Genomic DNA, 25565 nt, shown 5'->3' with positions numbered 1-25565 from the left:
TATGCCGCAGCCATCGCTGGATTCGACGCAGAGCGACACCGCCGGCAGTCCGGCTGCCGCAGCGGCAGCGGTGACCGGGCGGTCGGGCAGCACCTTCTACTGGCCGATGCTGCTGCTGCCCCGTTCCAAGCGGGCGGCGATGTTCGCCATCTACGCCTTCTGCCGGCGAATCGACGACATCGCGGACGAGCCCGGCGAGCCCGCGGAGAAGCGCGCGGCGCTCGACGCCTGGAGGACGGAGATCCGCGGCCTCTATGCCGGCGGCGCGCCGTCCAGTTCGTTGGGGGCGGCGCTGAAGGGGGCCATCGAACGCTACGGCCTGCCGCGGGGCGAGTTGGAAGCGTTGATCGACGGCATGGCGATGGACATTCCCGCAGATGACAGCAATGGCGGCGGCATGACCGGCCCGGCATTGCCGACCCTCCGGCTCTACTGCCGCCGGGTGGCCGGGGCAGTGGGCATGCTGGCGATCCGCGTGTTCGACCGGGCCGACGCCTCCACCGAAGCCTTCGCCCTGTCGCTGGGCGAGGCGTTGCAGTTGACCAACATCCTGCGCGACCTGACGGAGGACGCCGAGATAGGCCGCCTCTACCTGCCGCGCGAATTGCTCGACGACGCCGGGATCGGCAGTTCCGACCCCGCCACGGTGCTCGCCCACCCCAACCTGCCCCAGACGTGCGAGGCGCTGGCCGTCCTGGCCGAGGAGCGCTTCGCCGAGGCGCGGCGGGCGCTGGCCGAGGGGCCGGCCGCCGGGCGGCGCGGCTCGCTGTGGGCGGCGGTTGCCATGATGGTGCTGTACCACCGCCTGCTTGTGCGCTTGCGCGCCCGGGGCTGGCGCGACCTTGATCGACGGGTGCGTGTCGGCAAGCGCGAATGCGCCCTGGTGGCCGTGCGCTGCGCGCTCGGCTATCCGCCCGCCGCCTGACGGGCCGGGTTGGGTACCGTCCACATCGTCGGCGCCGGCCTTGCCGGCCTATCCGCCGCCGTCCGCCTGACCGAGGCCGGGCGGCGGGTCATCCTGCATGAAAGCGCGCCGCAAGCCGGGGGACGCTGCCGTTCCTTTTACGACTCCACGCTGGACCGTGTGGTGGACAACGGCAGCCATCTGGCGCTCAGCGGCAACCGCTCCCTGCTCGGCTATCTGGAGCGGGTCGGCGCCGGCGGCGCCATGACCGAGCTGCGCCCCGCCGCCTTCCCCTTCCGCGACCTCAACAGCGGCGAGCGCTGGTGTTTGCGGCCCGGCGGGCTGTGGCTGTTCGACAAGGCCCGCCGCGTGCCGGGAAGCCGCCCCGCCGATTACCTTGCCGCCCTGCGGACCCTGACCGCCCGTCCCGATGCGGCGGTGGCCGATGCCCTCCCCCCCGGCGGGCCGCTCTATGAGCGGCTGTGGCGGCCGCTGGCCGTGTCGGTGATGAACGGGGCGCCGGAGCGGGTATCCGCCCGCCTGTTCGGGGCCGTGCTGCGGGAAACTCTGCTGCGCGGAGAGGCCGCCTGCCGCCCCCTGTTCGCGGAGAAGGGTTTGTCCGCCGCCCTGGTCGACCCTGCGGTGGCGTGGCTGACGCGGCACGGCGCAGACCTCCGCACCGGCACCAGGGTGGACGGGTTGGAGCGCGAGGGTGATGGTGTCGCGGCCCTGTCGGTGGACGGCGAGCGCATCCCGCTTGGCAGCGAGGACGCGGTGGTTCTCGCGGTGCCGGCCTGGATCGCCGGACGCCTGCTTCCAGACGCGCTGCCCGTCCCCGCCGCCGGACGGGCGATCGTCAACGCGCATTTCCGCCTGCCCAACCCGACGGAGCTGCCGGGCGGCCTGCCCTTCCTGGGATTGGTGGGCGGCACCGCGGACTGGCTGTTCCGGCGTGGCGATGTGCTGTCGGTGACGGTCAGCGATGCCGATGCGCTGGCCGGTCAACCCGCCGAAGCGGTCGCCGCCACGCTGTGGAGCGATGTGGCGAGGGCGCTTGGGACGCCCGACGCAGCCCTGCCGCCCCACCGAATCGTCAAGGAGCGACGGGCGACTCCGGACCAATCTCCTGTCCATGCGGCGAATCGCCCCGGTGCCCGGACCGCTTTGAAGAACCTCGTTCTGGCCGGCGATTGGACGAACATGGGACTGCCGGCAACGCTTGAAGGTGCGGTTCGCTCCGGCGAATTCGCCGCGCAGGCGGCCCTCGACACAAGGACTACCACCTTTTCGCGTCTCGGCCTTTTTCCGGCCTTCACTTTGCCGCGCCGTGGGCCTATTTGAGCGGACGGAGGTGCCGCACCGCAAGGCGCGGGCCGAGATGGGACAATCCAAGAAGAGAGGGTAACTCAATGGCGTTCGAACTGCCGCCGCTCCCGTATGGCTATGACGCTCTGGAGCCGTTCATGTCGTCGCAGACTCTCCACCTGCACCATGACAAGCACCACCAGACCTACGTCACCAACCTCAACAACCTGACGAAGGACAGCCCGCTGGCCACCGCCAGCCTGGAAGACGTCATCAAGCAGAGCTACGGCGACGCCTCCAAGCAGGGCCTGTTCAACAACGCCGGCCAGGTGTGGAACCACACGTTCTACTGGCAGAGCATGAAGAAGAACGGTGGCGGCGCCATCCCGGGCGAGCTCGAGAAGCGCCTGATCGCCGATTTCGGCAGCGTCGACAAGTTCAAGGAAGAATTTTCGAACGCCGCCATCACGCAGTTCGGTTCGGGCTGGGCGTGGCTGTACATCGACGGCGGGAAGCTGAAGGTCACCAAGACCTCCAATGCCGACACCCCGCTGGCCCAGGGCCACTTCCCGCTGCTGACCGCCGACGTGTGGGAGCACGCCTACTACGTCGACTACCAGAACCGCCGCGCGGACTTCGTGAAGGCGTTCCTGGAGAGCCTGGTGAACTGGGAATTCGTGGCCGAGCGCCTGTCGAAGGCCCCGGCCTGATCCACCAACGGATCGCCACAACGGAAAAGGCCCCCGATCGGGGGCCTTTTTTCGTTTGAACGGTCGCAGCGAAGCACGCGAACCGGATCACACCGGCAGAAGCGCCGCCCCCACCCGCCGGCCTTCGGCCAGCAGGACGTTGTAGGTGCGGCAGGCAGCGCCGGTGTCCATCACCTCCACCACCAGCCCGGCGTCACGCAGGCTCTGGCGCAGGGCCTTGGGCAGAAGCTGCATCCGGGTGCCGGAGCCGAGCAGAAGGAACTCCACCCGCGGCTCGGCTTGGATGACGGGGGCGAAGTCCTCCGCCGTCAGGGCGGCGAAGTCCTGGGGGCGCCAGGGCTCCGTGCGGTCGGGAAGGACCACCACCGCCCCGGTGCGCCATTGCCCGGACACGCAGAACTGCCCTTCCCCGTACCCGTCGATGACCTGACGGTCCGACGGGATGATCGGCGTGATGTCCGCCATCGCTTATCCGTTTCCTGTCCTTGTCGATCTGGTTGGCGTCGATCTGGTTGGCGTCGATCAGAGCGCCGTCGATCAGGGCGTCGGGTTGGCGGCCGGGGCCGCGCCGTCCGCCGGTGCGTTGCGGCGCAGCCGGTTCTCACCCAGGAACAGCAAGATGGGGGCGGCGATGAAGATGGACGAGGAGGTCGCCAGGAAAATGCCGAAGATGAGCACGATGCCGAAATCCTGCAACGCCTCGCCGCCGAAGAAGGCCAGCGGCAGGATCGACAGCAGGGTGCACATGGAGGTGCCCAGCGTGCGGTTCAGCGTCTCGTTGATCGAGCGGTCGATCAGTTCGCGCAGCGGCATCTTCTTGTAGATGCGCAGGTTCTCGCGCATGCGGTCATAGACGACGACCTTGTCGTTGACCGAGTAGCCCATGATCGTGAGGATCGCCGCAACCGCCGTCAGATTGAACTGCATGCCGGTGATGGCGTAGAAGCCGACGATCTTCGTCACGTCAAGCACCAGCGTGGCGACCGCTCCGGCGCCGAACTGCCACTCGAAACGGAACCAGATGTAGACCAGCATCGCCACCATGGCGAGGCCGAGCGCCAGCATGCCGTTGAAGAACAGCTCCCCGCTGATGGAGGCGCCGACGGCCTCGACACGGCGCACCGTGGTGCCGGGGATGGCGGTGGCCAGCGTGGAGCGCACCTTGTCGGCGGCAACCTGCTGGGCCGCGTCGTCGCCCGGCTGCCGCTCCAGGCGGATCAGCACGTCCTGGGGCGAACCGAACTCCTGCAACTGCACCTGCCCCATGTCGAGCTGGTTCAGCGTGTGGCGCAGCGACGCGAAGTCGGCGGCCTGCGGCGTGCGCGCCTCGATCACGATGCCGCCGCGGAAGTCGATGCCGTAGTTGAGACCGGGGTGGAAGAACAGGACGATCGACGCCAGCGACAGCAGAGCCGACACGATCAGGCCGGCGTAACGGCCCCGCATGAAGGGGATCTTGGTGTCGTCGGGGACCAGACGAAGCCGGAACATGGGGAAACCTCTCAGACCGGCAGGGCCGCGGGCCGCGCGCTGCGCACCCAGCTGACCATCATGAGACGGACGAGAACCGTCGCCGTGAACAGGGAAATCAGGATGCCGAAGGAGATCGTGACGGAGAAGCCCTTGATCGCGCCGGTGCCGAAGATGAACAGCAGCGCCATCTTGATGACCGTCGTCAGGTTGGAGTCGATGATGGTCGAATAGGCGCGGCCGAAGCCGGCCTCCATCGCCCCGAACACGCCCCGGCCCTTGCGCGCCTCCTCGCGGATGCGCTCGTTGATGAGGATGTTGGCGTCCACCGACAGGCCGAGCGACAGCAGGATGCCCGCGATGCCCGGCAGGGTCAGCGTGGCGTTCAGCATCGACAATGCGGCCATCGTCAGCAGGATGTTGATGAACAGCGCCAGGCAGGCGAAGGCCCCGAACAGGCCGTAGGCTGCGACCATGTAGACGCAGACCAGCACGAAGCCGATCGCGACCGACATCAGGCCGGCGCGGATCGAATCGGCGCCCAGGTCGGGGCCGACCGTGCGTTCCTCGATCACCTTCAGCGGGGCGGGCAGAGCGCCGGCGCGCAGCAGGACGGCGAGGTCGTTGGCGTCGGCGGCGGTGAAGTTGCCGCTGATCTGGCCGCGTCCGCCGGTGATCGGCTCACGGATCACCGGGGCGCTGATGACCTTGTTGTCGAGCACGATGGCGAAGGGCCGCCCGACGTTGGCGCGGGTCACGTCGGCGAAGCGGCGGGCGCCGATGCTGTCGAATTCGAAATTCACCACCCATTCGCCGGTCTGCGGGTTGTTGCCCGCGGTGGCGTTTGTCAGGTTGGCGCCGTCCACCTCGACCTTCTTGCGGATGACGTAGGCGGTCTGCGTCCGTCCGCCCTCCGCCGAAGGCAGGATGTCGGTGCCCGGAGGGGCGCGGCCCGCGGTCGGGTCGGCGTTCATGTCGACCAGACGGAAGGTCATTTTCGCGGTGGTGCCGAGAAGCCGCTTCACGCGGTCGGGGTCCTCGACGCCGGGAAGCTGGACCAGGATGCGGTCGCTGCCCTGGCGGGCGATGGTCGGCTCGTTGACGCCGGTCTCGTCGATGCGGCGCCGCACGATCTCGATGGATTGCTCCACCGCCTGGGTGGCGCGCTCGCGCAGCGCGATCTCGCTGAGCGTGGCGGTGACCGTGGAACCGCTGGATGCGACCTCCAGGTCCGGCTGTCCGCCGCCCAGCGGGCCGCCGCCGATGGTGTTGGCGAGCTGGCGCAGAGCCCGCACCGCCGTGTCGGCCTGCGCCGGATCGCGGAGCTGCACGGTGATGCCGCGGTCGCCCGCGTTGATCGCCGTGTAGCCGACATTGTCGTTGCGGAGCTGGGTGCGTGCCGAATCGACCAGGCCTTCGACACGGTCACGGATGACCGCGCCCATGTCCACCTCGAGCAGGAGGTGCGACCCGCCGCGCAGGTCGAGGCCGAGGTTGATCCGGTTGTGCGCGTACCAGCTCGGCAGAGCCGACAACGTCTCACGGCTGAGAAAATTCGGCAGCGTGACGATGGTCCCGAGCACGCAGATCGCGACGATCAGAAAAATCTTCCAGCGCGGAAAATACAGCATTCGTAAACCAGTCCCGTTCGCTACCGGAGAACCGCGTTACTTGCGGTCCGCAACCTTTTCTTCAGCCTTCTCGTCGGCGCTCTTGGCCGGCTCGGACTTCGACAGCACGAGGTTCACGGTGGAGCGCATGACGCGGACGCGGACGTTCTCGGCGATCTCGACCTGAAGCTCGTCTTCCGGGCCGACCTTGGTGACGGTGCCGATGATGCCGCCACCGGTCACCACGCGGTCGCCGCGACGGATGGCCTCCAGCATGCCCTTGTGTTCCTTCATCTTCTTCTGCTGCGGACGGATCAGCAGGAAATAGAAGACGACGAAAATCAGGATCAGCGGCAGGAACTGCACGATCATGTCGGCCCCACCGGCGGCGGGCGCGGCGGTCTGTGCATAGGCCGTCGAAACGAACATCTGGAGGCTCCCTGTGGTTTGGTTCCGAAGGCGCAGCGGGCGCTCGCGGACGCGGGGACTATAACGGTCCGGGCCGTCGATGCAATGGAATAGGGGTACGCCCGCCGGGCTTCAAGGGCCGCGGCTGTCCATCACGGCAAAGAGAAGCAGGAAGCGGCGCAGGCAGGGCGCCTCCACCGGCTCCACCCCGTGGAAGGAGCGGTCGGACGGCGCGTAGGCCAGCAGATGGTTCGGCAGGAAGGGCGCGGTGCCGGCCAGTTCGAAATCCTCGCGCGGGAACCGTTCCGTCGACCGCCCGGCGTTGGCGGTGAAGGACGGGTCGCGGGGCCGGTACAGCGCCGTGCCCAGATTCGGGCGGCTGCCGTCCGCCGGCATGTAGAGCAGCATGGACAGGAAGGTGCCGAACACGTCGGTGTGGGGCAGCATGGCGTGGCCCGCATGGTCCTCCACCAACCGCGCGTAGACGGTCGCCGGCCGGGCCGCCACGGGGGTCTCCAGCTTGGCGGCGAGCGAGGGGAAGCGCGGGGCGAGGCGCTTCAGCGTCTCCGGCCCGAACAGGGAATCGCGGACCTCCCGCCAGACCGCACCGGCCTCCGGCTCCATGTCCCTCAGGTTGCGGTCGCTCAGCACCATCTGATAGCGCTGGGGAAGCGTGTCCATTTGCAGGAGGGCCAGCGCCTCGAACCGCGGCCAGTGGGCGACGGCGCGCGCATAGAGGTCCGCCGGCAGGGCGTCCGGCACCACCAGATGCGGGAAGGGGTCCGCGCGAAGGGGCGCCTCCTCCAGCCGCCTCAGGACATGTTCGGCGCTCCCCGCCGGGTTGGGGAGATCAGCGGAACGTTCTGCGTGCATGGCCGCCCCTCGGTTCGCGTTGCACGCACCTTAGCGGCGCGCACCCCTCCCCCGCAAGCGCGGCGCCTTGTCCGGCGGCGCGCCGCCGGGTTAGGGTCGGCGCAACGAAACCGGAAGAAACGCCTGCAAAGGAATACGATGTCGGACGCCCAGTTGCTGCCCCTGCTCACCCGCATCGCCGAGGCTCTGGAACGGCTGGCCCCGCCGCCGCCGGGCCGGCTGGACCTCGGCGCCGCCGACGCCTTCGTCTGGCACGCCGATCCCGACCGGCTGGAGCCGGTGCCCGCCGTCAACCGGGTGGAGATCGGCCTGCTGCGCGGCGTGGAGCGGCAGCGCGACATCCTGCTGGACAACACCACCCGCTTCGCCACGGGCCTGCCCGCCAACAATGCCTTGCTCTGGGGCTCGCGCGGCATGGGCAAAAGCTCGCTGGTCAAGTCGGTGCACGCCGCGGTGGCGCAGGACCATCCCGGCACGCTGGCCCTGGTGGAGATCCATCGCGAAGACATCCCCACCCTGCCCCGCCTGCTCGCCCGGCTGAAGGACGAGCCGCGCCGCTTCATCCTGTTCTGCGACGACCTGTCCTTCGACCACGACGATGCCCATTACAAGTCGCTGAAGGCCGTGCTGGAAGGCGGAATCGAGGGGCGTCCGGAGAATGTGGTGTTCTACGCCACCTCGAACCGCCGCCACCTGATGCCGCGTGACATGATCGAGAACGAGCGCTCCACCGCGATCAACCCGGCGGAGGCGGTCGAGGAGAAGGTGTCGCTGTCCGACCGCTTCGGCCTGTGGCTGGGTTTCCACAACTGCGACCAGCCGACCTACTTCGCGATGATCGAAGGCTACGCCGCCCGCTTCGGGCTGGACATCCCGGCGGAGCAGCTGCGGGCCGAGGCCGTGGAGTGGTCGGTAACCCGCGGCAGCCGCTCCGGCCGGGTGGCCTGGCAGTTCATCCAGGACCTGGCTGGCCGTCTGGGGAAGCCCCTTCGCTGACCCGCGGCTCCATGCGGTCGCGCGGATCGACCGCTTGGCTGCCCTTGCGCAGTTCGAAATGAAGCTGCGGGCTCGTCACCGATCCGGTCTGGCCGACCGTTCCGATGGCCTGCCCGCGCTTCACCGCCACCCCCCGCTCCACATCGATGCGGTCGAGATGGGCGTAGGCGGTGATGAAGCCGTCCGAATGCTTCACCAGCAGCAGGTTGCCGAAGCCGCGCAGCTCGTTGCCCGCGTAGGCCACGACGCCGTTGTCGGCGGCGACCACCGTCGTTCCCTTGCTGGCGGCGATGTTCAGGCCGTCGTTGTGCAGACCATCCGGCTTCGGCCCGAAGGTCGAGATCACCTTCCCCTTCACCGGCCAGAGCAGGCGCCCGGTGGCGCGCTGCGACGTCGACTCCTCCACCGCCTTCGGTGGGGGTGGCGGCGGAGCGGCGGCGACCTCCTGGGCCGGTGCTGGCGGCGGAGGCGGAACCGGAGCGGCCTCGACGACACGCGGCGCAGGCGCCGGTTCCGGGACGGCGGGCTTCTGGCCGGGCGGACGCAGCGAGGTCGGGGCCTGACCCGGCTGATAGACGGGCGCCGCGGTCGCCACCTCCGGCGCGGCGGCCGGCTTGGCGCCGGGCACCGGGGCGAGAACGGTCGCGGTCTGCGACGGGGACTCCGCCTGGGCCGGCGCCGAGGCGCCCGGAGGCGGCAGCTCCGCCGCCTGGATGGAGCCGCGCGACACCTGCTTGACCGGTGCCGAGGCCACCACGCCGCCGACCGCGGTCCCCGCGTTGGAGGACGGCGCCTGGGCCACCGCGGTGCCGCCCGGCGCGTCGCCACCACCGCCCGGCCCGCCCGGCAGGCGCAACGGCTGCCCGGCCTGCACGGCGTAGGGAGCGGTCAGGCCGTTCAGGCGCGTCAGCTCGCTCATGTCCGCGCTGAACATGCGGGAGATGCCGTAGAGCGTGTCGCCGCGCTGCACGATGTACTGGCGCGACACCGGCAGAACGAGACGCTGCCCGACCTGCAACTGGTAGGGCGGCGACAGGTGGTTGACCTCCAGAAGGTCGCGCAGCGGCACGTTGTAGCGCCGCGACAACGAGTAGGCGGAGTCCCCGCGCTGCACGATCACCGCGCCCCCGATGGAATCCGGGGTGTTGGACACCGAGGTGACCGGCGCCAGATCGCCGGTGCGCTGCTGGCAGGCGGCGAGCAGCGGCAGCACCGCCAGCGCCGCGAGGAGGGCGCGTCCTGTCACGCCGAATGGCACGCCGAACGGGCCGGCTATTCCGTTCCGGGGGGAGACGGAGGGTCGGACAGCAACGGTACGAAGCGGACGGGCCACAAGTCCTCCCGTGTAAGACCGGTTTCGGTCCGCCGGATGCGGACGACCCGCTGGCCGCGGTAGTCGCCCCCCAGCGGGATGACCATGACACCACCAACGGCGAGCTGATCCGTCAAGTCCTTTGGCGCCTCGGGCCCTCCGGCGGCCGTGACCAGTATGCGCTCGAACGGCGCCTGTTCGGGCCAGCCCTTCGTCCCGTCGCCGTGGCGGGTCGTGATGTTGTTCAGGCGCAGCGCCTGGAATCGTGCCTCCGCCTCGGTCAGCAGCGGGCGCAGCCGCTCGACGGTGTAGACCCGCCGGCACAGCCGCGACAAAACCGCCGCCTGGTAGCCGGAGCCGGTGCCGATCTCCAGCACCGTCTGCCGCTCCCCCAACTCCAGCGCCTGAGTCATCAGCGCCACGATCAGCGGCTGGCTGATGGTCTGGCCGAGGTCGATGGGAAGCGCCGTGTCCTCCCACGCCTGGTCCTGGAAGGGGTCGGGGACGAATCGTTCGCGCGGGATTCGCTCGATCGCGGCCAGAACCCGGGTGTCGGTCACGCCGTTGCGGCGCAACGCCATCAAAAGCCGGATCTTGCGTGCCTCGACCGTCACATTCTACCCACTCACATTGGAAACGACCTCACTCGAACGCGTGCCGCAAGGTCTGGAGCGTCGGCGTGTGCGTCAGATCCAGATAGACCGGCGTCACCGAAATGCCGCCATGGAAGACCACGTGGATGTCGGTGTCCGGTGCCACGTCGGCCTCGCCGCGCAGCGTCCCAATCCAGATATAGGGCTTGCCGCGCGGATCGACACGCTCCACCAGCTCGTCGCCGATCTTGCGCTTGCCGTGGCGGACGACCTGGATCCCGGTGACCTGATCCGCCGGACAGGCGGGGAAGTTCACGTTGAGCAGGACGTATTTCGGCCAGGGCGTGGAGACGGCCTTGCGGATCACCTCCGCCCCCCAGCGCTCCGCCGCCGACCAGTCGATCTGGGCGCGGTTCTCGTAATGCTGGCTGAGCGCGATGGCCGGCACGCCCAGCAGCGTCGCCTCCATGGCCGCCGCAATGGTGCCCGAGTAGGTCACGTCCTCGCCGATGTTGGAGCCCTGGTTGACGCCGGAGAGGACCAGCGTCGGGCGGGCGTCCCGCATCACCTTGTTGACGGCCAGCAGCACGCAGTCGGTCGGCGTGCCGTCCACCGTGAAGCGCCGCTCGTCCAACTGGCGCAGGCGCAGCGGGCGGTTGATGGTCAGCGAGTGGCTGGCCGCCGACTGCTCCATCTCCGGCGCCACCACCCACACGTCGTCGGTGAGGGAGCGGGCGATGGCCTCCAGCACCTTCAGGCCCGGCGCGTGGATGCCGTCGTCGTTAGTGACGAGGATGCGCGCGTTCGACAGGTCGAGCGGGTGATCGAACATCAGGCGGTGATCCTTTCCAGCCCACGCATGTAGGGCCGGAGCGCCTCGGGGACCAGGATGGAGCCGTCGGGCTGCTGGTAGTTCTCCAGCACCGCGATCAGGCAGCGCCCGACCGCAACGCCCGAGCCGTTCAGCGTGTGGACGAACTGCGTCTGCTTCTCGCCCTTCGGACGGCAGCGGGCCTTCATGCGGCGGGCCTGGAAGTCGCCGCAGTTCGAGCAGCTCGAAATCTCGCGGTACATGTTCTGGCCGGGCAGCCAGACCTCGATGTCGAAGGTCTTGCGGGCGGAGAAGCCCATGTCGCCGGTGCACAGAGTCACCACGCGGTAGGGCAGCTCCAGCCGCTGCAGGATGGTCTCGGCGCACTCGGTCATGCGCAGATGCTCCGCCTCCGACTGGTCCGGGGCGGTGACGCTGACCATCTCCACCTTCCAGAACTGATGCTGGCGGATCATGCCGCGGGTGTCGCGCCCCGCCGAGCCGGCCTCGGCGCGGAAGCAGGGGGTCAGCGCGGTGTAGCGGTAGGGCAGTTCCTCCGTCGCCACGATCTGGTCGTTGACGAGGTTGGTCAGCGGCACTTCCGAGGTCGGGATCAGGTAGTGATCGCCCGTGCGGAACAGGTCCTCCTCGAACTTCGGAAGCTGGCCGGTGCCGAACAGGGCGTTGTCGCGCACCATCAGCGGCGGCGCGATCTCGGTGTAGCCGTGCTCGCCGGTGTGGATGTCCAGCATGAAGTCGGCGAGCGCGCGCTCCAGCCGGGCCAGCTCGCCCTTCAGAACGGTGAAGCGGGCACCGGACATGCGCGACGCCGCCTCGAAATCCATCAGGCCCAGCGCTTCGCCCAGCTCGAAATGCTGCTTGGCGTCGGCAATGGCCTTCGGCTCGCCCCAACGACGGATCTCGACGTTGGCGCTCTCGTCCGGGCCTTCCGGCACGTCGTCGGCAGGCAGGTTCGGAATGGAGGCGAGCAGGCTGTCCAGCTCGGCGCCCAGCGCCTTCTCCTCCTCCTCGACCTGGGGCAGCCGCTCCTTGAGCTGCGCCATCTCGTCCATCAGCGGCTGGGCGTCGCGGCCCTCCCGCTTGGCAAGACCGATCTCCTTGGCCGCCTCGTTGCGGCGCGCCTGCATTTCCTGCAACTGGGTCTGCGCGGCGCGGCGGCGCGAATCGAGGTCCAGCACCGTCGGCGACATCGGTCCCAGGCCCCGGCGGGCGAGGCCGCGGTCGAAGGATTCGGGGTTCTCACGGATGGCGCGAAGGTCGTGCATGGCTCACGGCGATACGGAATGGGTGGGAGGCTGGTTATAGTCCGCCGCCGGATGAAGGTCCAGAGGCGGAGCCGCGCCGATGGGAAAGACCCTGAAATGATTGGTGTCCTATAGTTATCGGTGGCGCTGGGAACGCGAATGCGTGCAGAACCCCGAAATCGACCGCTGCCCTCCCCACTCCGGACATGATCCTCGACACCCGCACCCTCGTCATCGTCCTGGTGGGCATCGGCGTTCTGCTGTCCATCGCCGCCTTCCTGACCTGGAGGGCGCACCGCCACATCACCGCGCTGGCCTATTGGGCCGGGGGAGCGCTGGTCGGCACCGTCGGGATGGCCTTGGTCACCGCTTACGGGGTCTGGCCGCCCGCCGCCGTCGTACCGCTGAGCAACGCCCTGGTGGCCGCCACCTACATCCTGAATTGGTTCGGCGTGCGCAGCTTCGCCGGACGGTCCATCCCCTGGCGCTTCGGGGTGGCGCTGCTTGCCGTGCTGACCGCGGGCATCGCGTGGTTCGTGGTGGCAACCAACGACGTGACGGCGCGCATCCTGATCATGTCCGCCGGAATCACCGGCCTGTCGCTTCTGGCGGCCCTGGAACTGTGGTGGATGGGGCCGGCGGACCGGCCGAGGCGGGCGCAACGGGTCACCGCCCTGGTTTTCTTTGCCCATGCCCTGTTCGTGGCCGGGCGCGCCGTGCTGACCGCTTGGGGCGGCCCGGTGGACAGCATCCTGACACCCAACTTGGTGCAGAGCGCCGGATTCCTGGAGGCCATCCTGGCCGTCACCGGCTGGGGTTTCGGCTTCCTCGCCATGACCAGCGAGAAGCTTCAGGCCGATCTGGACCGCATCGGCACCATCGATCCGCTGACCGGCGCCTACAACCGCCGGGCCTTCCTGAAGCACGCCGAGCGGGAGTTGCTGAGGGCGCAGCGCAGCGGGGCACCGCTCACCCTGCTGCTTCTCGACCTCGACCGCTTCAAGCGCGTCAACGACACCTTCGGCCATCTGGCCGGCGACGCGCTGCTCCGTCTTTTTTCCGAGACCGTCACGGCGCGGCTGCGCCGCACCGACCTGTTCGGGCGCTATGGCGGGGAGGAATTCTGCCTGCTGCTTCCCGACACCGACCGCAACGGGGCGGCGACGTTGGCGGAGGCGCTGCGCCGTGACGTGGCGGCACGGCCACTGCCCTTCCAGGGCCATGAGATCGCCGCCAGCGTCAGCATCGGCATCGCCCCCTGCCGCAACGGCGAGGATCTGGACGCGGCGCTGGCGGCCGCCGACTTGGCTCTGTACCGGGCCAAGCGGAACGGCCGCAACCAAGTGATGGTCGCCGATGCGGCGGGGTAGAAGCGGAGCGGCTTAGGCCTGCTCCGCCGTCTTCTCGTCCGCGTCGCGCGTCTTCTCGATGCGGCGACCGATCAGGATCGACACCTCGTAGAGCGCCAGCAGCGGGATGGCGAGGCCGACTTGGCTGATCACGTCCGGCGGGGTCAGGATGGCCGCGACGACGAACACGAACACGATGGCGTAGCGCCGCTTGGAGGTCAGCGTCTCCGTCGTCAGCAACCCGGCACGGATCAGCAGGGTCAGCAGGACCGGAAGCTGGAAGGCCAGACCGAAGGCGAAGATCAGGTGCATCACCAGGCCGAGATACTCGCTGACGCGGGCCTCGAACTCGATCGGCAGGGCGCCGGCGTCCATCCCCGGGTGGAATTCGAAACCCAGGAAGAAGCGCCAGGCCAGCGGGAAGATGAAGTAGTAGACCATCGCCCCGCCCAGGAAGAACAGGATCGGGGTGGCCACCAGGAAGGGCAGGAAGGCCTTGCGCTCGTGCTTGTACAGGCCGGGCGCGACGAACATCCAGATCTGGCTGGCGACGATGGGGAAGGACAGGAAGCAGCCAGCCCAGAAGGCCACCTTCACATAGGTGAAGAAGGCTTCGGTCAGGCCGGTGTAGATCATCCGACGCCCCTGCCCGGCCAGGATGTCGGCCAAAGGCTGGACCAGGAAGTTGTAGATCCGGTCCGAGAAAGCATAGCACACGAAGAAGGCGACGATGATCGCCAGCGTCGCGTACATCAGACGGTTGCGCAGCTCGACCAGATGGTCGATCAGCGGCATCTTGCTTTCTTCAAGCTCGTCGTCGGTTTCGCCGGTCATGCGCGTTTCGCCGGACACTGGGTCACGCCTGCTTGTTCGTGGTTGCCGCCGCAGCGGAATCAGCGGAGGCCGGAACCGGCGCCTGGGCCGGAGCCGGAGCCGGAACGAATTCCGCGGGCGGAGGCGAAGGAAGCGGGGCCGTGACCGGCGGTTCGGTCGCCGACTGCGGCTGGGCCGCCGTCACCTGCGGAGACCCGACGGGAGGCGCCGGGGAGGCGACCGCCGAAGCCGGGCCATCCTCCGGCGGGCTGCCGTGATAGCCGTCGGCCCCGAGGTTGGCCCCCACGTCGAAGGCGCCCTTCAGTTCCCCCTTCGGATCGATCGTGTTCTCGACCATCTTCTGGAGGTTCGTGTCGCGCACCTTCAGGGCCTCCTTGCGGAGCTCGTCAAGCTCCGCCTCGCGCATCATGTCGTCGATGTGGCCCTGAAAATCGCGCGCGACGAGACGCGCCTTCTTCACCCATTTTCCCAGGGTGTAGATGGCCTTGGGCAGGTCCTTCGGGCCGATCACCACGAGGGCGATGACCGCGATGACCATCAGTTCCGACCATGCGATGTCGAACATGGCTCCTCAGCCTTTCGAAGCGGCGCGGGGATGAACGGCGCCGGACGGTCAGGTGCGGGCCGTCTCGTCCTTCTTCACGCCAGGGTCGGCAGCGGGCGGAACCGGATGGACCGAGGACACCGGCTGGGCCGGCGGGACCGGCTGGTTCGGCAGGACCTTGGAGTCGGCTCCGGGCGCGGTGCCCTCTTCCTCGTCCTTCAGGCCGGCCTTGAAGTTCTTGATGCCCTTGGCGAGGTCGCCCATGACCTTCGGCAGCTTGCCGGCGCCGAACAGGAGCAGGACGATCAGAAGGACGATGACCCAATGCCAGACGCTGGAGAATCCCATGACACACGTTTCCTGAACAGGCAGCCCAATGGCGGGGCGGCACTATGGCAGAAAGGTTCCCCTCCCGCAACGATCGGTCGGGCGAAACCGCTCAAACGACTTAAGTGGGTGCACCGGCTGGAAAAACGAAGGCCTGGCACAGGTCCATGCACACCGAAACATGACTTTGTTCGGGGGGCAGGAACTGGCCGGGCATGCGGGAGTGCAGATGCATCGACCCGCCCTTTCCGTCCGGCACATCGAGATGGACCAGGCTCGTGCGACCCAGCAGGCGCGCCGCCATCACCCGCGCCAGAACCGGCAGGTCTCCGGAGGGGACCGTGGCGGCGGGCTGGGCGGACAGCTTCAGCGCTTCCGGACGGATCAGCACCTCCACGGCGGTACCGTCGGCAATCTCCGTGGGGATCGCGCCGACCGGCGTCTCGACCGCCCCGCCCTGCACGACGCCGGACAGCCGGTTGACCTCGCCGAAGAACTCGGCGGCGAAGGCGTTGACCGGACGGGTGTAGAGGTCCACCGGTTTGCCGACCTGCACGACCTTGCCGGCGCGCATCAGCGCGATGCGGTCGGCCAGGAACATGGCCTCCTCCGGATCGTGGGTGACCAGCATGGTGGCCGCACCGTTCTGCTTCAGCACGTGCAGCGTCTCGTCGCGCACCTGCTCACGCAGCCGGGCGTCCAGTCCCGAGAACGGTTCGTCGAGAAGCAGCACCGCCGGATTCGGGGCGAGCGCGCGGGCGAGCGCCACGCGCTGCTGCTGCCCGCCGGAGAGATGGTGCGGGAAGGAGTCGGCGTATCCGGCCATGCCGACCTGCCCCAGCGTCTCCAGCGCGCGCTTGCGCTGCGCCTCGCCGGACAGCGCGGTCAGGCCGAAGCGCACGTTGTCGAGCACGGACAGATGCGGGAACAGCGCGTAATCCTGGAAGACGAGGCCGACGCCGCGGCGTTCCGGCGGCACCGCCCCGCGCTCGTCCGCCACCACCGTGCCGCCGATCCGGACGGAGCCGGTCTGCACCGCCTCCAGCCCCGCGGCGATGCGCAACAGCGAGGACTTGCCGCAGCCGGACGGACCGCACAGGCAGACGATCTCCCCCGCCCCGATGGTCACGCTGACGTCGTCGACGGCGACGACGCGCCCGTAGCGGTGGGTGACGCCATTCAGCGCCAGGGCCTCCACCGCGATGGCGCCGCCGCCGCCCTGCGGACCGAAGGCGTCGAGATGCCGCCCGTTGGTCGGGAGCGTCACGGGCGCGGCCTCGCAGGGGGCGCCCTGCCGCGGGTCGGTCCCACGGCCGAACAGGGCCGACGCCTTGTCGCGCAGCGCGGTGCGCAGGCCGGCCGGCCGGGGTTCGGAAACGGCGTCTCCGGTCGCGGAGAAAGAACGGGCGTCGGTGACGGACGGACGATCCATGGCGGTCCCAGTCTGAAGCGGCCCGGGGGTCGTTTGATGGCGGTCGATTGACCTTAGTACCGGTGCGCCACCCCTGATGCAAATGGTTCTTATTTTCGAGCGTTTCGCTCAGGTATCGGAATCGTCAGCGTTTTCCGATGATTCCGCGTCCTCCAGGCCGGCCCCGCCGATGCCCAGCAGCACCGGCCGCGAATCGAGCAGACCGGCGGCGCGCAGGTCCTCCACCCCCGGCAGGTCGCGCAGGGTCTCCAAGCCGAAATGGTCCAGGAAATGGTCGGTGGTGATCCAGGTCAGCGGACGCCCCGGCGTCTCGCGGCGGCGGCCCGGCCGGATCCAGCCGTTCTCCATCAAGATGTCCAGCGTGCCCTTGCTGGTCGCCACACCACGGATCGCCTCGATCTCGGCGCGGGTCACCGGCTGGTGATAGGCGATGATCGCCAGCGTCTCGATGGCGGCGCGGGACAGCTTCTTGGAGACCTCCTCCTCCTGCCGCAGCAGCGGGGCGAGGTCCACCGCCGTGCGGAAGGACCAGCCGGCGCCGGTGCGGATCAGGTTCACCCCGCGCGCCGCGTAATGGACGCGCAGTTCCTCCAGCAGCGCCCGCACGTCGGCGTCGCGGGTCAACCGCCTGCCCAGGGTCTCCTCGTCCAGCGGGTCGGCGGAGGCGAACAGCAGCGCCTCCAGCAGGCGCAGGTCGCGCAGCCGCTGCTCGACCTCCTCCGGATTCTCGATCTCCTGGATCATGCCGTCGGGTCCGCTCATTCTTCGTCGCCTTGCTCGTGCCGGCGCTCTGCCCGGCGGACGTAGATGGGGGAAAAGGCGCCGTCCTGGCGAAGCTCCACACGGCCAGCCTTGGCCAGCTCCAGCGTCGCCGCAAAATGGGCGGCCAGCGCCGAGCGGGTCAGCAGCCCGCCGCGCACGCCGTCCGGCAGAAAACTCGACAGGGTGGCCCAGTCCGGCATGCGGCCGAGCAGTTCGGACAGGCGGCGCACCGCATCCTCCAGCGAATAGAGGCGCACCGGCTCAATGTGCAGGACGCCGCCCTCCTGGCGCTTCTTGTGCTCGCCGTAGGCCTTCAGCAGGTCGTAGAGCGTGACCTGGAAGACCGACTTGCGCAGGATGTCGAGGTCCTCCGGGGCGCCGCGGGCGAAGCGGTCAACCCCGAGCTGCGGGCGAGCGAACAGCTTGGCCGCCGCCCCCTTCATCGCTTCCAGCCGCTGGAGTTGGAAGGCCAGCGCCGCCGCCATGTCCTCGCCCGAGGGCTCCTCGTCCTCGACCTCCGGGATCAGCAGGCGGGACTTCAGGTAGGCCAGCCACGCCGCCATGACGAGATAATCCGCCGCCAGCTCCAGCCGCACCTTCCGCGCCTCGGCGATGAAGGCGAGATACTGGTCGGCGAGCTGGAGGATGGAGATCTTCGTCAGGTCCACCTTCTGCTCGCGCCCCAGCGCCAGCAGCATGTCGAGCGGCCCCTCGAACCCGTCCAGGACGAGGACGAGCTGTTCCGCCGGGCTGGCCACCTCGGCGCCCTCGTCCTCATGATCCGGGATTTTTTTGGTGACCATGCCGTCAGTTGCCGCTGAGGATGCGGATCAGCTCGATCATGTAATCCACTGGCGGGCCGAGCACCCAGGAGAAGACGCTGAGATCCATGCCAAGCTCCCGCCCGATGAAGGGCAGCAGGAAGAAGGCGCCGATCAGGATCAGCATGCCGTACTTCTCCAGCCGGGCCAGCGGGAAGGCCAGCGCGTCGGGCAGGATGCCGACCGCCACGCGCCCGCCGTCGAGCGGCGGCAGCGGGATCATGTTGAAGACCATCAGCACGACGTTCACGAGGACCGACACCTCCAGCGCCGCGCGGAACCACATCTCCGTCGCCCCGCCCTGCGGGCTGGTGAAGCCCCAGATGATGGCGGAGACCAGCGCCAGCACGAAGTTCACCCCCGGCCCGGCCAGCGCCACCCACACCATGTCGCGGCGCGGGTGGTGCAGACGCCCGAAATTCACCGGGACCGGCTTGGCCCAGCCGAAGACGAAGCCGGTGGTGAAATACATCACCGCCGGCAGCACCACCGTGCCGAGAGGGTCGATGTGGCGGATCGGGTTCAGCGTCACCCGGCCCAGCCGCCACGCCGTATCGTCGCCCCGCCACATCGCCACGAACCCGTGCGCCGCTTCATGCATCGTGATGGCGAGGATCGCGGGGATGGCGACCGCGAAGATCATCGGTATGCGGTCGATCAGACCTTCCAGCACGCCCGTCTCTCCCTTTGCGCCTCCCGGACCCGTCCGGGAAGCCTGAGCATGGCCTCGACTCCGGCCGGCCTTAAACCTGGGGGGTTCCCAGCAGTTCCGCCAGACGCGCCCGCAGGGCGTCGGCGTCCACGGGCTGCGCCGGGCCGCGCAGCGCCTCGGCCCTTGCCCAGCGGCGGACGGCCTCGCCGCTCATCGCCGGAACGCCCTCGGCCACCGCCATCATCTCCTCCATCACGCCGTTGCAATGGAGCACGACGTCCAACCCCGCCGCCAGAACCGCCTCCGCCCGGCCACGCATGCCGCCGGCCAGAGCGCCCATCGACAGATCGTCGCTGAACAGCAGCCCGTCGAAACCGATGGGGGCGCCGCGCACCACATCGCGCATCACCACCGCCGAGGTGCTGGCGGGCGCGTCCGGGTCGATGGCCTTCAGCACCACATGGGCGACCATGCCCAGCGGCATGTCGGCCAGGGCGCGAAAGGGCGCGAAATCGGTGGCCTCCAACGCCTCGCGCGGGGCGTCCACCACCGGCAATTCGGCGTGGCTGTCGGTGAAGGCCCGGCCATGGCCGGGCAGGTGCTTGACGACCGGCAGCACGGCGCCGGCCATCAGCCCCTCGCAGGTCGCCCGCGCCAGATCGGCCACGCGGGCCGGATCGCCGCAGAAGGCGCGGTCGCCGATGATGTCGTGGGCGCCCTCCACCGGCACGTCGCAGACCGGGGCGCAATCCACCGTCACGCCGCAATCCGCCAGCATCAGCGCCAGCAGCCGGGCGTTGATCCAGGCGGCCTCCCGCCCGGCGGCGGCGTCGCGGGCCGCGAGGTCGCCGAACGCGCGCATCGGCGGAAAGGCCGGCCAGTGCGGCGGGCGCATGCGGGCCACCCGCCCGCCCTCCTGGTCGATCAGCACCGGAGCGTCGGCGCGGCCCACCGCCGCGCGCATCTCCGCCACCAGCGCGCGCACCTGCTCCGGCGTGTCGCAGTTGCGCCGGAACAGGATGAAGCCCAGCGGATCGGCATCGCGGAAGAAGGCACGCTCGTCCGCGGTCAGAGCGGTGCCGGCGGCACCGAACACCACCGCGCGATGGGGCGCACGATGGGCCGCGCGATGGGGTCCGGACGCGTTTCGGGCGTTCGGCAGAGCCGGATCAGGGACGGACAACCACACACCCCACATTCTGGGACTTGAGCTGGGCGCAGACCGACTTGGCGCGCTCCTCGTCGAGGCCGACGCCCTGGATGCGGTAGAAGATGCCCTTCTCGCCCAGATCGGCCTTGGCGACCTGCATGGACAGCCCGCCGAGCGCCGCGCCGTAGCGGCTGGTCAGGCGCTTCCATTCCGTCGAGGCTTCCGCCTCGCTGCGCACCGCGGCGAGTTGGACGCGCCAGCTCCCCCCACCCGACGCCTTGGCGGGTGCCGGGGTGGGCGCCGGCTGCGGAGCCGGGGCGGCGGCCACCGGCGGAGCGGGCTGGGGCTTCGCGGGCGCCGCGGCGGGAGGCGTCTGGGGAGGCGTCTGGGGAGGCGTCTGGGCCTGCGGCGGAGCCGGCGCCGGCTTGGCCGCGGGCGGCGGAGCCGCCTTGACCGCCGGTACTGGTGCCGGTGCCGGAAGCGCGGCCACGGCGGGCGGCGGGGCCGGAGACGCTGCGGGCGGCGGGACCGCGGCCCCCTCCCCGTCCTGGCGCGGCACCGTGGTGGTGGAGCCCGGCGGGGGCGGCGGAAGCTGGGCCACCGCGGGCGCCTCCGGCAGGGTCGGCGACGGCGGGATCTGCGGCGCGACGACCGGCCGCGGCAGCGGCTCCTCCGGCGGTGGCAGCAGCCGCTCGATCTGCGACTTCGACCCGCGGTCGTTCAGCCGCTCGTAGACGAGCTTGTCCTGGTGCGGCACTTCCATGCCGCCGGGCTGCTCCGGGCGGGCCTTGGTCGGCGCGCTGTCGGCCATCAGCAGGGGTGGGCCGCCGTCCGGCGTGCTCTGCCCCTTGCCGCTGTAGACGACGACGATCGCGCCGGCGAAAGCCACGATGCCGACCACCGCCAGACCGAGGCCGAGCAGACCGCGCCGACCTCCCCGCTGCGGCGGCGTGCCGTAGGGATCGCTGGCGTAGTTGGCATCGCCCTCATACCTCATGACCGCATTTCCTCCACCGGTTCCACACCCATGACGGCAAGGCCGGAGGCGATCACCGTGGCGACCGCGCTGACCAGCGCCAGACGGGCCACGGTCACCTCCTCGTCACCGTCGATCAGGAAGCGCAGACTGGTGTCGTCGCGGCCCTTGTTCCACAGCGCGTGGAAGTCGCTGGCGAGGTCGTAGAGGTAGAAGGCCACGCGGTGCGGCTCGTGCGCCTCGGCGGCGGACTCGACCAGACGCGGCCAGGTCGCCATGCGCCTGGCCAGCGCCATCTCCTCCTCGCTGTCGAGACGGGCGAGGTTGGCCTTGGCGGCCAGCGCCGCCAGCGACAGGTCGGCGCCCGGCAGCGCCGTCGCGGCGTGGCGCAGGACCGAGCGGCAGCGGGCGTGGGCGTACTGCACGTAGAAGACCGGGTTGTCCTTCGACTGCTCGACGACCTTGGCGAAGTCGAAGTCCAGCGTCTGGTCGTTGCGGCGGGTCAGCATGATGAAGCGGACGACGTCGCGGCCGACCTCCTCGATCACGTCGCGCAGCGTCACGAAGGTGCCGGCGCGCTTGGACATCTTCACCGGCTCGCCGTTCTTCATCAGATGGACGAGCTGGCACAGCTTCACGTCCAGCGACGCCTTGCCCTCGGTGATGGCCGTGGTCGCCGCCTGCATGCGCTTGACGTAGCCGCCATGGTCGGCGCCCCACACATCGATCTGCAGGTCGAAGCCGCGGCGGTGCTTGTCGTAGTGATAGGCGATGTCGTTGGAGAAGTAGGTGAAGGACCCATCCGACTTCTTCAGGGGGCGGTCGACGTCGTCGCCGAATTCGGTGGACTTGAACAGGGTCTGCGGGCGCGGCTCCCAATCGTCGGGCTTCTTGCCCTTCGGCGGCTCCAGCACGCCGACATAGATCAGGCCACGGTCCTCCAGCGCCTTCAGCGCCGTGTCCACCGCCCCGGCCTTCACCAGCGCGCGTTCGGAGCTGTAGACGTCCATGCGGACGCCGAGGACGCCGAGGTCCTCCTTGATCCATTCCATGATGGTGGCGATGGCGAAGTCGCGGCAGGCCGGCAGCCAGTCGGCCTCGTCCGCGCCGACCCATTTGTTGCCGTCGCGCTCGGCCAGGGCCTGCCCGACCTCCTTCAGATACTCGCCGGGATAGAGGCCCGCCGGGATCTCGCCGATGTCCTCGCCCAGCGCCTCGCGGTAGCGCAGGAAGGTGGAGCGGCCCAGCACGTCGACCTGGGCGCCGGCGTCGTTGATGTAATATTCACGGGCTACGGCGTAGCCGGCCTTCTCCAGCAGGGCGGCCAGCGCGTCGCCGAAGACGGCGCCGCGGCCATGGGCGGCGTGCAGCGGGCCGGTGGGGTTGGCCGACACATACTCGACGTTCACCGGGCGCTTGCCGCCCAGCGTGCTCTCGCCATAGGCGGTGCCGGCGGTCAGCACGTCGCGGATGCGGTCGCGCCAGACGTCGGCGGACAGGCGCAGGTTCACGAAACCCGGACCGGCGATCTCGGCGCTCGCCACGTCGGGGCGGGTCTTCAGCTTCGCCACCAGCAGCTCGGCCAGCGCGCGGGGCGGCTTGCCCGCCGGCTTGGCCAGGATCATCGCCGCGTTGGTCGACAGGTCGCCGTGCGCCGCCTCGCGCGGCGGCTCCACCGTCAGGCGCGCGGTGTCGAGCCCCGCCGGGATCTGGCCCTCGGCGGCCAGCTCGTCCAGCAGCTTGCGGATGTCGTTCTCGAAGACCTTGAAGATGTTCATCGTATCAATTCTTGCGTTTAGGTCTTGGCCATTGAGGCGCAGGGCGGTTCAGGTCTTGGCGTCCATGTCGAACAGGCGGGCGTACTCGGCGAGCGCGTAGCGGTCGGTCATCCCGGCGATGTAGTCGGCCACCAGCCGCGCCAGCACCGTCCGGTCCCCGTGCCCTCCCTGTCTGGCGATCTCCTCCTGCCATTGCGTCGGCAGGGTGTTCGGCTCGGCCATGAACAGGTCGAACAGGGCGGTGACCACCCGCTTGCACTTGCTCATTTCCCGGTTGACCCGGTAATGGCGGTACATGCGCTGTTTCAGGAAGGCGCGCAAGGGCCGCTGCGCCTCGAACATCGCGCTGGAGAAGCTGACGACCGCTTCCGGCAGGGCGCGCAGTTCGGCCGCGCTGCCGGGGCGGTGGCGGTCCAGCCGTTCCCGCGTCTCGGCCAGCAGGTCAACGATCATGTTGTTTATCATCCGCCGGATCGTCTCGTGGATCAGGCGAGACCGCTCCAGCCCCGGATAGCGGTCGCAGACCTGCCGCACCACCGGGCCGACCAGCGGCAGTTCCGCCACCTCATCCACCGTGAACAGGCCGGCGCGCAGCCCGTCGTCGATGTCGTGGTTGTTGTAGGCGATGTCGTCGGCCAGGGCCGCCACCTGCGCCTCGGCGCCCGGGTTGGTGTGAAGCTCCAGGTCCCAGCGCTCCTGGAAGGCGGCCAGCGTCGTCGGCAGCCGTTCACCGTCGCCAGTACCGCCGGCAGGCGGCAGCAGCGGACCGTTGTGCTTGACCACGCCCTCCAGCGTCTCCCAGGTCAGGTTCAGCCCGTCGAAGTCGGCGTAGCGCCGCTCCAGCATCGTCAGGATGCGCAGCGTCTGGTCGTTGTGGGCGAAGCCGCCGTAGGGCGCCATGCAGGCGTCGAGCGCGTCCTCTCCGGCATGGCCGAAGGGGGTGTGGCCGAGATCGTGGGCGAGCGCGACGGCCTCCGCCAGGTCCTCGTTCAGCCCCAGCGCGCGGCTGATCGAGCGGGCGATCTGCGCCACCTCCAGGCTGTGGGTCAGGCGCGTGCGGAAATAGTCGCCTTCGTGATAAACGAAGACCTGCGTCTTGTATTTCAGCTTTCGGAAGGCGCCGGAATGCACGATGCGGTCGCGGTCGCGCTGGTAGCACGAGCGCGTCGGGCTTTCCGGCTCCGGGAACAGCCGGCCGCGCGTCTGTGCGGGGTCGCAGCCATAGGGCGCCGGGCGATCCTGGAAGAAGTCCGCCGTCATGGCGCGGACACTACCGACGCAAACCGCACTGTGCAACGGCGAAGGCGGAGAGCCGCCGAGACATCCGGCAGCCGCACCCAGGCGAACCGCAGGTCAGGCATGAGAAGGCCGGACATGCCTTTGACGAAAGGCGGACACACCCTTACATTCGTCATCGTGTCGTCTGTCCCGCGAAACCCTGAGGTCCGTCCCATGCCCGACACCGCCCTTCCCGCCACCGCGCAAGAGGGTGCGCGCGTTCTCACCGTGTCTGACAGCGCCGCCAAGCGCGTCGCCTTCCTGATCGAGCACGAGGGCGACCCGGCCCTGATGCTGCGCCTGACCGTGTCGGGCGGCGGCTGCTCCGGCTTCCAGTACGGCTTCGCCTTCGACGCCACGGCGAACGAGGACGACCATGTGTTCGAGAAGAACGGCGTGAAGGTCGTCACCGACGACGTCTCGCTGGACCTGCTCGCCGGCTCCACCCTCGACTATGTCGAGGACCTGATGGGCGCCGCCTTCCAGATCAAGAACCCGAACGCCACGGCCTCCTGCGGCTGCGGCAATTCCTTCGCCGCCTGACGGTTCCTTTTTTCCCCTGGCCTTTGCCGAACAAGAAGAACACGACGTGAAGATCGCCACCTGGAACGTCAATTCGGCGAAGGCCCGCCTTCCGCTGATCACCGACTGGCTGCGCGCGGAGTCCCCGGACGTCGCGCTTCTGCAGGAAATCAAGTGCGAGACCGCGGCCTTTCCCCGCGCCGCCTTCGAGGAGTTGGGCTATCACGTCACGCCGGTGGGGCAGAAGTCCTACAACGGCGTGGCGTTCCTCTCCAAGGCGCCGCACGAGGACGTGCTGACCCGCCTGCCCGGCGAGCCGGAGGACGAGCAGGCCCGCTATGTCGAGGCCACGGTGGGCGGCGTGCGCATCGCCTCGCTCTATCTGCCCAACGGCAATCCGCTCGGGACGGAGAAGTTCGCCTACAAGCTCCGCTGGATGGACCGGCTGCACGCCCACGCCCGCGGCCTGCTGGCGCAGGAGGTCCCTTTCGTGCTGGGCGGCGACTACAACATCATTCCGGAGCCGAGGGACGTCTTCGACCCGGTGGCCTTCGCCGGCGACGCCCTGTTCCAGCCGGAATCGCGGGCGAAGTTCCGCGCCCTGCTGAATCTGGGCCTGACCGAAGCCTACCGCGCCCTGCACGACGACGACCACGCCTACACGTTCTGGGATTATCAGGCGGGCTGCTGGCCGCGGGATCTGGGGTTGCGCATCGATCACTTCCTGCTGTCCCCGCAGGCCGCCGACCGTCTCGTGGGGTGCCGCATCGACCGCCGCCCGCGCGGTGCGGAAAAAGCGTCCGACCACACGCCCGTGCTGCTCGATCTGCGCGACGGGTCAGACATTTCTTAAATTTTTTCGCGCATCCTCAAGACCGACTCG

27 protein-coding genes are annotated in these 25565 nt (G+C 69.3%); 7 read left to right on the top strand and 20 right to left on the bottom strand.

Annotated elements, in window-relative coordinates:
* Position 1 precedes the first annotated feature (1 nt).
* The 3 genes from hpnD to H0B54_RS05390 all read left to right on the top strand — a co-directional run bounded on the left by hpnD (position 2) and on the right by H0B54_RS05390 (position 2919).
* Positions 2-925, top strand: a complete 924-nt coding sequence (hpnD, locus tag H0B54_RS05400) for a presqualene diphosphate synthase HpnD (protein ID WP_188259535.1) — start codon at positions 2-4, stop codon at positions 923-925.
* Between the two features lie 9 nt (positions 926-934).
* A complete protein-coding gene (gene hpnE, locus H0B54_RS05395) occupies positions 935-2245 on the top strand; it encodes a hydroxysqualene dehydroxylase HpnE (RefSeq protein ID WP_188259534.1) in 1311 nt (436 codons plus the stop codon).
* A 68-nt stretch (positions 2246-2313) separates the two neighbouring features.
* Entirely contained in the window at positions 2314-2919 is a 606-nt protein-coding gene (locus tag H0B54_RS05390; protein ID WP_188259533.1) for a superoxide dismutase, read from the top strand.
* A gap of 87 nt (positions 2920-3006) precedes the next feature.
* On the opposite strand, the gene H0B54_RS05385 is transcribed toward H0B54_RS05390, so the two are convergent.
* The 5 genes from H0B54_RS05385 to H0B54_RS05365 all read right to left on the bottom strand — a co-directional run bounded on the left by H0B54_RS05385 (position 3007) and on the right by H0B54_RS05365 (position 7280).
* On the bottom strand, positions 3007-3384 hold the full coding sequence (locus H0B54_RS05385; RefSeq protein WP_094302415.1) for an Mth938-like domain-containing protein: 378 nt from the start codon (positions 3382-3384) through the stop codon (positions 3007-3009).
* Between the two features lie 72 nt (positions 3385-3456).
* Positions 3457-4410: a protein translocase subunit SecF gene (gene secF / locus H0B54_RS05380; RefSeq protein ID WP_094302414.1), complete on the bottom strand. Its 954-nt coding sequence runs from the start codon at positions 4408-4410 to the stop codon at positions 3457-3459.
* An 11-nt stretch (positions 4411-4421) separates the two neighbouring features.
* Positions 4422-6020 (bottom strand): protein translocase subunit SecD, encoded by a 1599-nt coding sequence (secD, locus tag H0B54_RS05375; protein ID WP_188259532.1) that lies wholly within the window; start codon positions 6018-6020, stop codon positions 4422-4424.
* Between the two features lie 36 nt (positions 6021-6056).
* Positions 6057-6428 (bottom strand): preprotein translocase subunit YajC, encoded by a 372-nt coding sequence (gene yajC / locus H0B54_RS05370; protein ID WP_094302412.1) that lies wholly within the window; start codon positions 6426-6428, stop codon positions 6057-6059.
* 111 nt (positions 6429-6539) lie between these two features.
* The gene (locus H0B54_RS05365) at positions 6540-7280 is read right to left on the bottom strand and encodes a hypothetical protein (protein WP_188259531.1); all 741 of its coding nucleotides are present in this window, start codon (positions 7278-7280) and stop codon (positions 6540-6542) included.
* A gap of 138 nt (positions 7281-7418) precedes the next feature.
* Between H0B54_RS05365 and H0B54_RS05360 the strand changes: the two genes are divergently transcribed.
* Complete coding sequence (locus H0B54_RS05360) at positions 7419-8276, top strand: ATP-binding protein (protein ID WP_183178507.1); 858 nt, start codon at positions 7419-7421, stop codon at positions 8274-8276.
* Here the strand turns inward: H0B54_RS05360 and H0B54_RS05355 are convergent.
* Genes H0B54_RS05355 through serS form a run of 4 tightly spaced genes read right to left on the bottom strand, consistent with a single transcriptional unit; the run spans position 8233 to position 12278 of the window.
* Positions 8233-9522 carry a peptidoglycan DD-metalloendopeptidase family protein gene (locus tag H0B54_RS05355; protein ID WP_343068904.1) on the bottom strand — a complete coding sequence of 430 codons (1290 nt, stop codon included), beginning with the start codon at positions 9520-9522 and terminating at the stop codon, positions 8233-8235. The genes H0B54_RS05360 and H0B54_RS05355 overlap by 44 nt on opposite strands.
* A 26-nt stretch (positions 9523-9548) precedes the next feature.
* Positions 9549-10202: a protein-L-isoaspartate(D-aspartate) O-methyltransferase gene (locus tag H0B54_RS05350; protein ID WP_094302409.1), complete on the bottom strand. Its 654-nt coding sequence runs from the start codon at positions 10200-10202 to the stop codon at positions 9549-9551.
* A gap of 28 nt (positions 10203-10230) precedes the next feature.
* Positions 10231-11013 carry a 5'/3'-nucleotidase SurE gene (surE, locus tag H0B54_RS05345; protein ID WP_188259529.1) on the bottom strand — a complete coding sequence of 261 codons (783 nt, stop codon included), beginning with the start codon at positions 11011-11013 and terminating at the stop codon, positions 10231-10233.
* Positions 11013-12278 (bottom strand): serine--tRNA ligase, encoded by a 1266-nt coding sequence (gene serS / locus H0B54_RS05340; protein ID WP_188259528.1) that lies wholly within the window; start codon positions 12276-12278, stop codon positions 11013-11015. Before serS ends, surE begins: the two co-directional genes overlap by 1 nt.
* A gap of 185 nt (positions 12279-12463) precedes the next feature.
* Here serS and H0B54_RS05335 point away from each other — a divergent pair, with 185 nt between their 5' ends.
* Complete coding sequence (locus tag H0B54_RS05335; protein ID WP_188259527.1) at positions 12464-13627, top strand: GGDEF domain-containing protein; 1164 nt, start codon at positions 12464-12466, stop codon at positions 13625-13627.
* Between the two features lie 12 nt (positions 13628-13639).
* Here the strand turns inward: H0B54_RS05335 and tatC are convergent, their stop codons facing one another.
* From tatC to H0B54_RS05280, 11 genes are all read right to left on the bottom strand, one after another.
* Complete coding sequence (gene tatC, locus H0B54_RS05330) at positions 13640-14440, bottom strand: twin-arginine translocase subunit TatC (protein WP_094302405.1); 801 nt, start codon at positions 14438-14440, stop codon at positions 13640-13642.
* A gap of 22 nt (positions 14441-14462) precedes the next feature.
* The gene (gene tatB / locus H0B54_RS05325; RefSeq protein WP_188259526.1) at positions 14463-15005 is read right to left on the bottom strand and encodes a Sec-independent protein translocase protein TatB; all 543 of its coding nucleotides are present in this window, start codon (positions 15003-15005) and stop codon (positions 14463-14465) included.
* A 48-nt stretch (positions 15006-15053) separates the two neighbouring features.
* Entirely contained in the window at positions 15054-15332 is a 279-nt protein-coding gene (locus H0B54_RS05320; protein WP_094302403.1) for a twin-arginine translocase TatA/TatE family subunit, read from the bottom strand.
* 100 nt (positions 15333-15432) lie between these two features.
* Positions 15433-16743, bottom strand: a complete 1311-nt coding sequence (locus tag H0B54_RS05315) for an ABC transporter ATP-binding protein (RefSeq protein ID WP_188259525.1) — start codon at positions 16741-16743, stop codon at positions 15433-15435.
* Between the two features lie 108 nt (positions 16744-16851).
* Positions 16852-17505 (bottom strand): SMC-Scp complex subunit ScpB, encoded by a 654-nt coding sequence (scpB, locus tag H0B54_RS05310; RefSeq protein WP_425490009.1) that lies wholly within the window; start codon positions 17503-17505, stop codon positions 16852-16854.
* Entirely contained in the window at positions 17502-18308 is an 807-nt protein-coding gene (locus tag H0B54_RS05305; RefSeq protein WP_188259524.1) for a segregation and condensation protein A, read from the bottom strand. Before H0B54_RS05305 ends, scpB begins: the two co-directional genes overlap by 4 nt.
* Positions 18309-18312: 4 nt before the next feature.
* A complete protein-coding gene (locus tag H0B54_RS05300) occupies positions 18313-18999 on the bottom strand; it encodes a site-2 protease family protein (protein WP_343068903.1) in 687 nt (228 codons plus the stop codon).
* Between the two features lie 70 nt (positions 19000-19069).
* Positions 19070-20074, bottom strand: coding sequence for a beta-N-acetylhexosaminidase (nagZ, locus tag H0B54_RS05295; protein WP_343068902.1), 1005 nt, complete (start codon positions 20072-20074; stop codon positions 19070-19072).
* 73 nt (positions 20075-20147) lie between these two features.
* Positions 20148-21125 carry an SPOR domain-containing protein gene (locus tag H0B54_RS05290; RefSeq protein ID WP_188259522.1) on the bottom strand — a complete coding sequence of 326 codons (978 nt, stop codon included), beginning with the start codon at positions 21123-21125 and terminating at the stop codon, positions 20148-20150.
* Entirely contained in the window at positions 21122-22882 is a 1761-nt protein-coding gene (gene argS, locus H0B54_RS05285) for an arginine--tRNA ligase (protein WP_188259521.1), read from the bottom strand. Before argS ends, H0B54_RS05290 begins: the two co-directional genes overlap by 4 nt.
* 48 nt (positions 22883-22930) lie before the next feature.
* Positions 22931-24142 (bottom strand): deoxyguanosinetriphosphate triphosphohydrolase, encoded by a 1212-nt coding sequence (locus H0B54_RS05280; protein ID WP_188259520.1) that lies wholly within the window; start codon positions 24140-24142, stop codon positions 22931-22933.
* Between the two features lie 192 nt (positions 24143-24334).
* Here H0B54_RS05280 and erpA point away from each other — a divergent pair, with 192 nt between their 5' ends.
* The gene (gene erpA, locus H0B54_RS05275) at positions 24335-24703 is read left to right on the top strand and encodes an iron-sulfur cluster insertion protein ErpA (protein WP_040134010.1); all 369 of its coding nucleotides are present in this window, start codon (positions 24335-24337) and stop codon (positions 24701-24703) included.
* 46 nt (positions 24704-24749) lie between these two features.
* The gene (locus tag H0B54_RS05270; RefSeq protein WP_188259519.1) at positions 24750-25535 is read left to right on the top strand and encodes an exodeoxyribonuclease III; all 786 of its coding nucleotides are present in this window, start codon (positions 24750-24752) and stop codon (positions 25533-25535) included.
* Positions 25536-25565: the final 30 nt, after the last annotated feature.

The sequence above is a fragment of the Azospirillum tabaci genome (assembly GCF_014596085.1).
Classification (GTDB): Bacteria; Pseudomonadota; Alphaproteobacteria; order Azospirillales; family Azospirillaceae; genus Azospirillum; species Azospirillum tabaci.
The sequence above is the reverse complement of the archived record's forward strand: the minus strand, read 5'-3'. Positions and strand labels throughout refer to the sequence as shown.

What these genes read in the sequence shown, in the direction of transcription:
- hpnD (WP_188259535.1), top strand. Translation starts at nt 2, where the DNA reads ATGCCGCAGCCATCGCTGGATTCGACGCAGAGCGACACCGCCGGCAGT.
- H0B54_RS05390 (WP_188259533.1), top strand. Translation starts at nt 2,314, where the DNA reads ATGGCGTTCGAACTGCCGCCGCTCCCGTATGGCTATGACGCTCTGGAG.
- H0B54_RS05385 (WP_094302415.1), bottom strand. Translation starts at nt 3,384, where the DNA reads ATGGCGGACATCACGCCGATCATCCCGTCGGACCGTCAGGTCATCGAC.
- secF (WP_094302414.1), bottom strand. Translation starts at nt 4,410, where the DNA reads ATGTTCCGGCTTCGTCTGGTCCCCGACGACACCAAGATCCCCTTCATG.
- secD (WP_188259532.1), bottom strand. Translation starts at nt 6,020, where the DNA reads ATGCTGTATTTTCCGCGCTGGAAGATTTTTCTGATCGTCGCGATCTGC.
- yajC (WP_094302412.1), bottom strand. Translation starts at nt 6,428, where the DNA reads ATGTTCGTTTCGACGGCCTATGCACAGACCGCCGCGCCCGCCGCCGGT.
- H0B54_RS05365 (WP_188259531.1), bottom strand. Translation starts at nt 7,280, where the DNA reads ATGCACGCAGAACGTTCCGCTGATCTCCCCAACCCGGCGGGGAGCGCC.
- H0B54_RS05360 (WP_183178507.1), top strand. Translation starts at nt 7,419, where the DNA reads ATGTCGGACGCCCAGTTGCTGCCCCTGCTCACCCGCATCGCCGAGGCT.
- surE (WP_188259529.1), bottom strand. Translation starts at nt 11,013, where the DNA reads ATGTTCGATCACCCGCTCGACCTGTCGAACGCGCGCATCCTCGTCACT.
- serS (WP_188259528.1), bottom strand. Translation starts at nt 12,278, where the DNA reads ATGCACGACCTTCGCGCCATCCGTGAGAACCCCGAATCCTTCGACCGC.
- H0B54_RS05335 (WP_188259527.1), top strand. Translation starts at nt 12,464, where the DNA reads ATGATCCTCGACACCCGCACCCTCGTCATCGTCCTGGTGGGCATCGGC.
- tatC (WP_094302405.1), bottom strand. Translation starts at nt 14,440, where the DNA reads ATGACCGGCGAAACCGACGACGAGCTTGAAGAAAGCAAGATGCCGCTG.
- tatB (WP_188259526.1), bottom strand. Translation starts at nt 15,005, where the DNA reads ATGTTCGACATCGCATGGTCGGAACTGATGGTCATCGCGGTCATCGCC.
- H0B54_RS05320 (WP_094302403.1), bottom strand. Translation starts at nt 15,332, where the DNA reads ATGGGATTCTCCAGCGTCTGGCATTGGGTCATCGTCCTTCTGATCGTC.
- H0B54_RS05315 (WP_188259525.1), bottom strand. Translation starts at nt 16,743, where the DNA reads ATGGATCGTCCGTCCGTCACCGACGCCCGTTCTTTCTCCGCGACCGGA.
- scpB (WP_425490009.1), bottom strand. Translation starts at nt 17,505, where the DNA reads ATGAGCGGACCCGACGGCATGATCCAGGAGATCGAGAATCCGGAGGAG.
- H0B54_RS05305 (WP_188259524.1), bottom strand. Translation starts at nt 18,308, where the DNA reads ATGGTCACCAAAAAAATCCCGGATCATGAGGACGAGGGCGCCGAGGTG.
- H0B54_RS05290 (WP_188259522.1), bottom strand. Translation starts at nt 21,125, where the DNA reads ATGAGGTATGAGGGCGATGCCAACTACGCCAGCGATCCCTACGGCACG.
- argS (WP_188259521.1), bottom strand. Translation starts at nt 22,882, where the DNA reads ATGAACATCTTCAAGGTCTTCGAGAACGACATCCGCAAGCTGCTGGAC.
- H0B54_RS05280 (WP_188259520.1), bottom strand. Translation starts at nt 24,142, where the DNA reads ATGACGGCGGACTTCTTCCAGGATCGCCCGGCGCCCTATGGCTGCGAC.
- erpA (WP_040134010.1), top strand. Translation starts at nt 24,335, where the DNA reads ATGCCCGACACCGCCCTTCCCGCCACCGCGCAAGAGGGTGCGCGCGTT.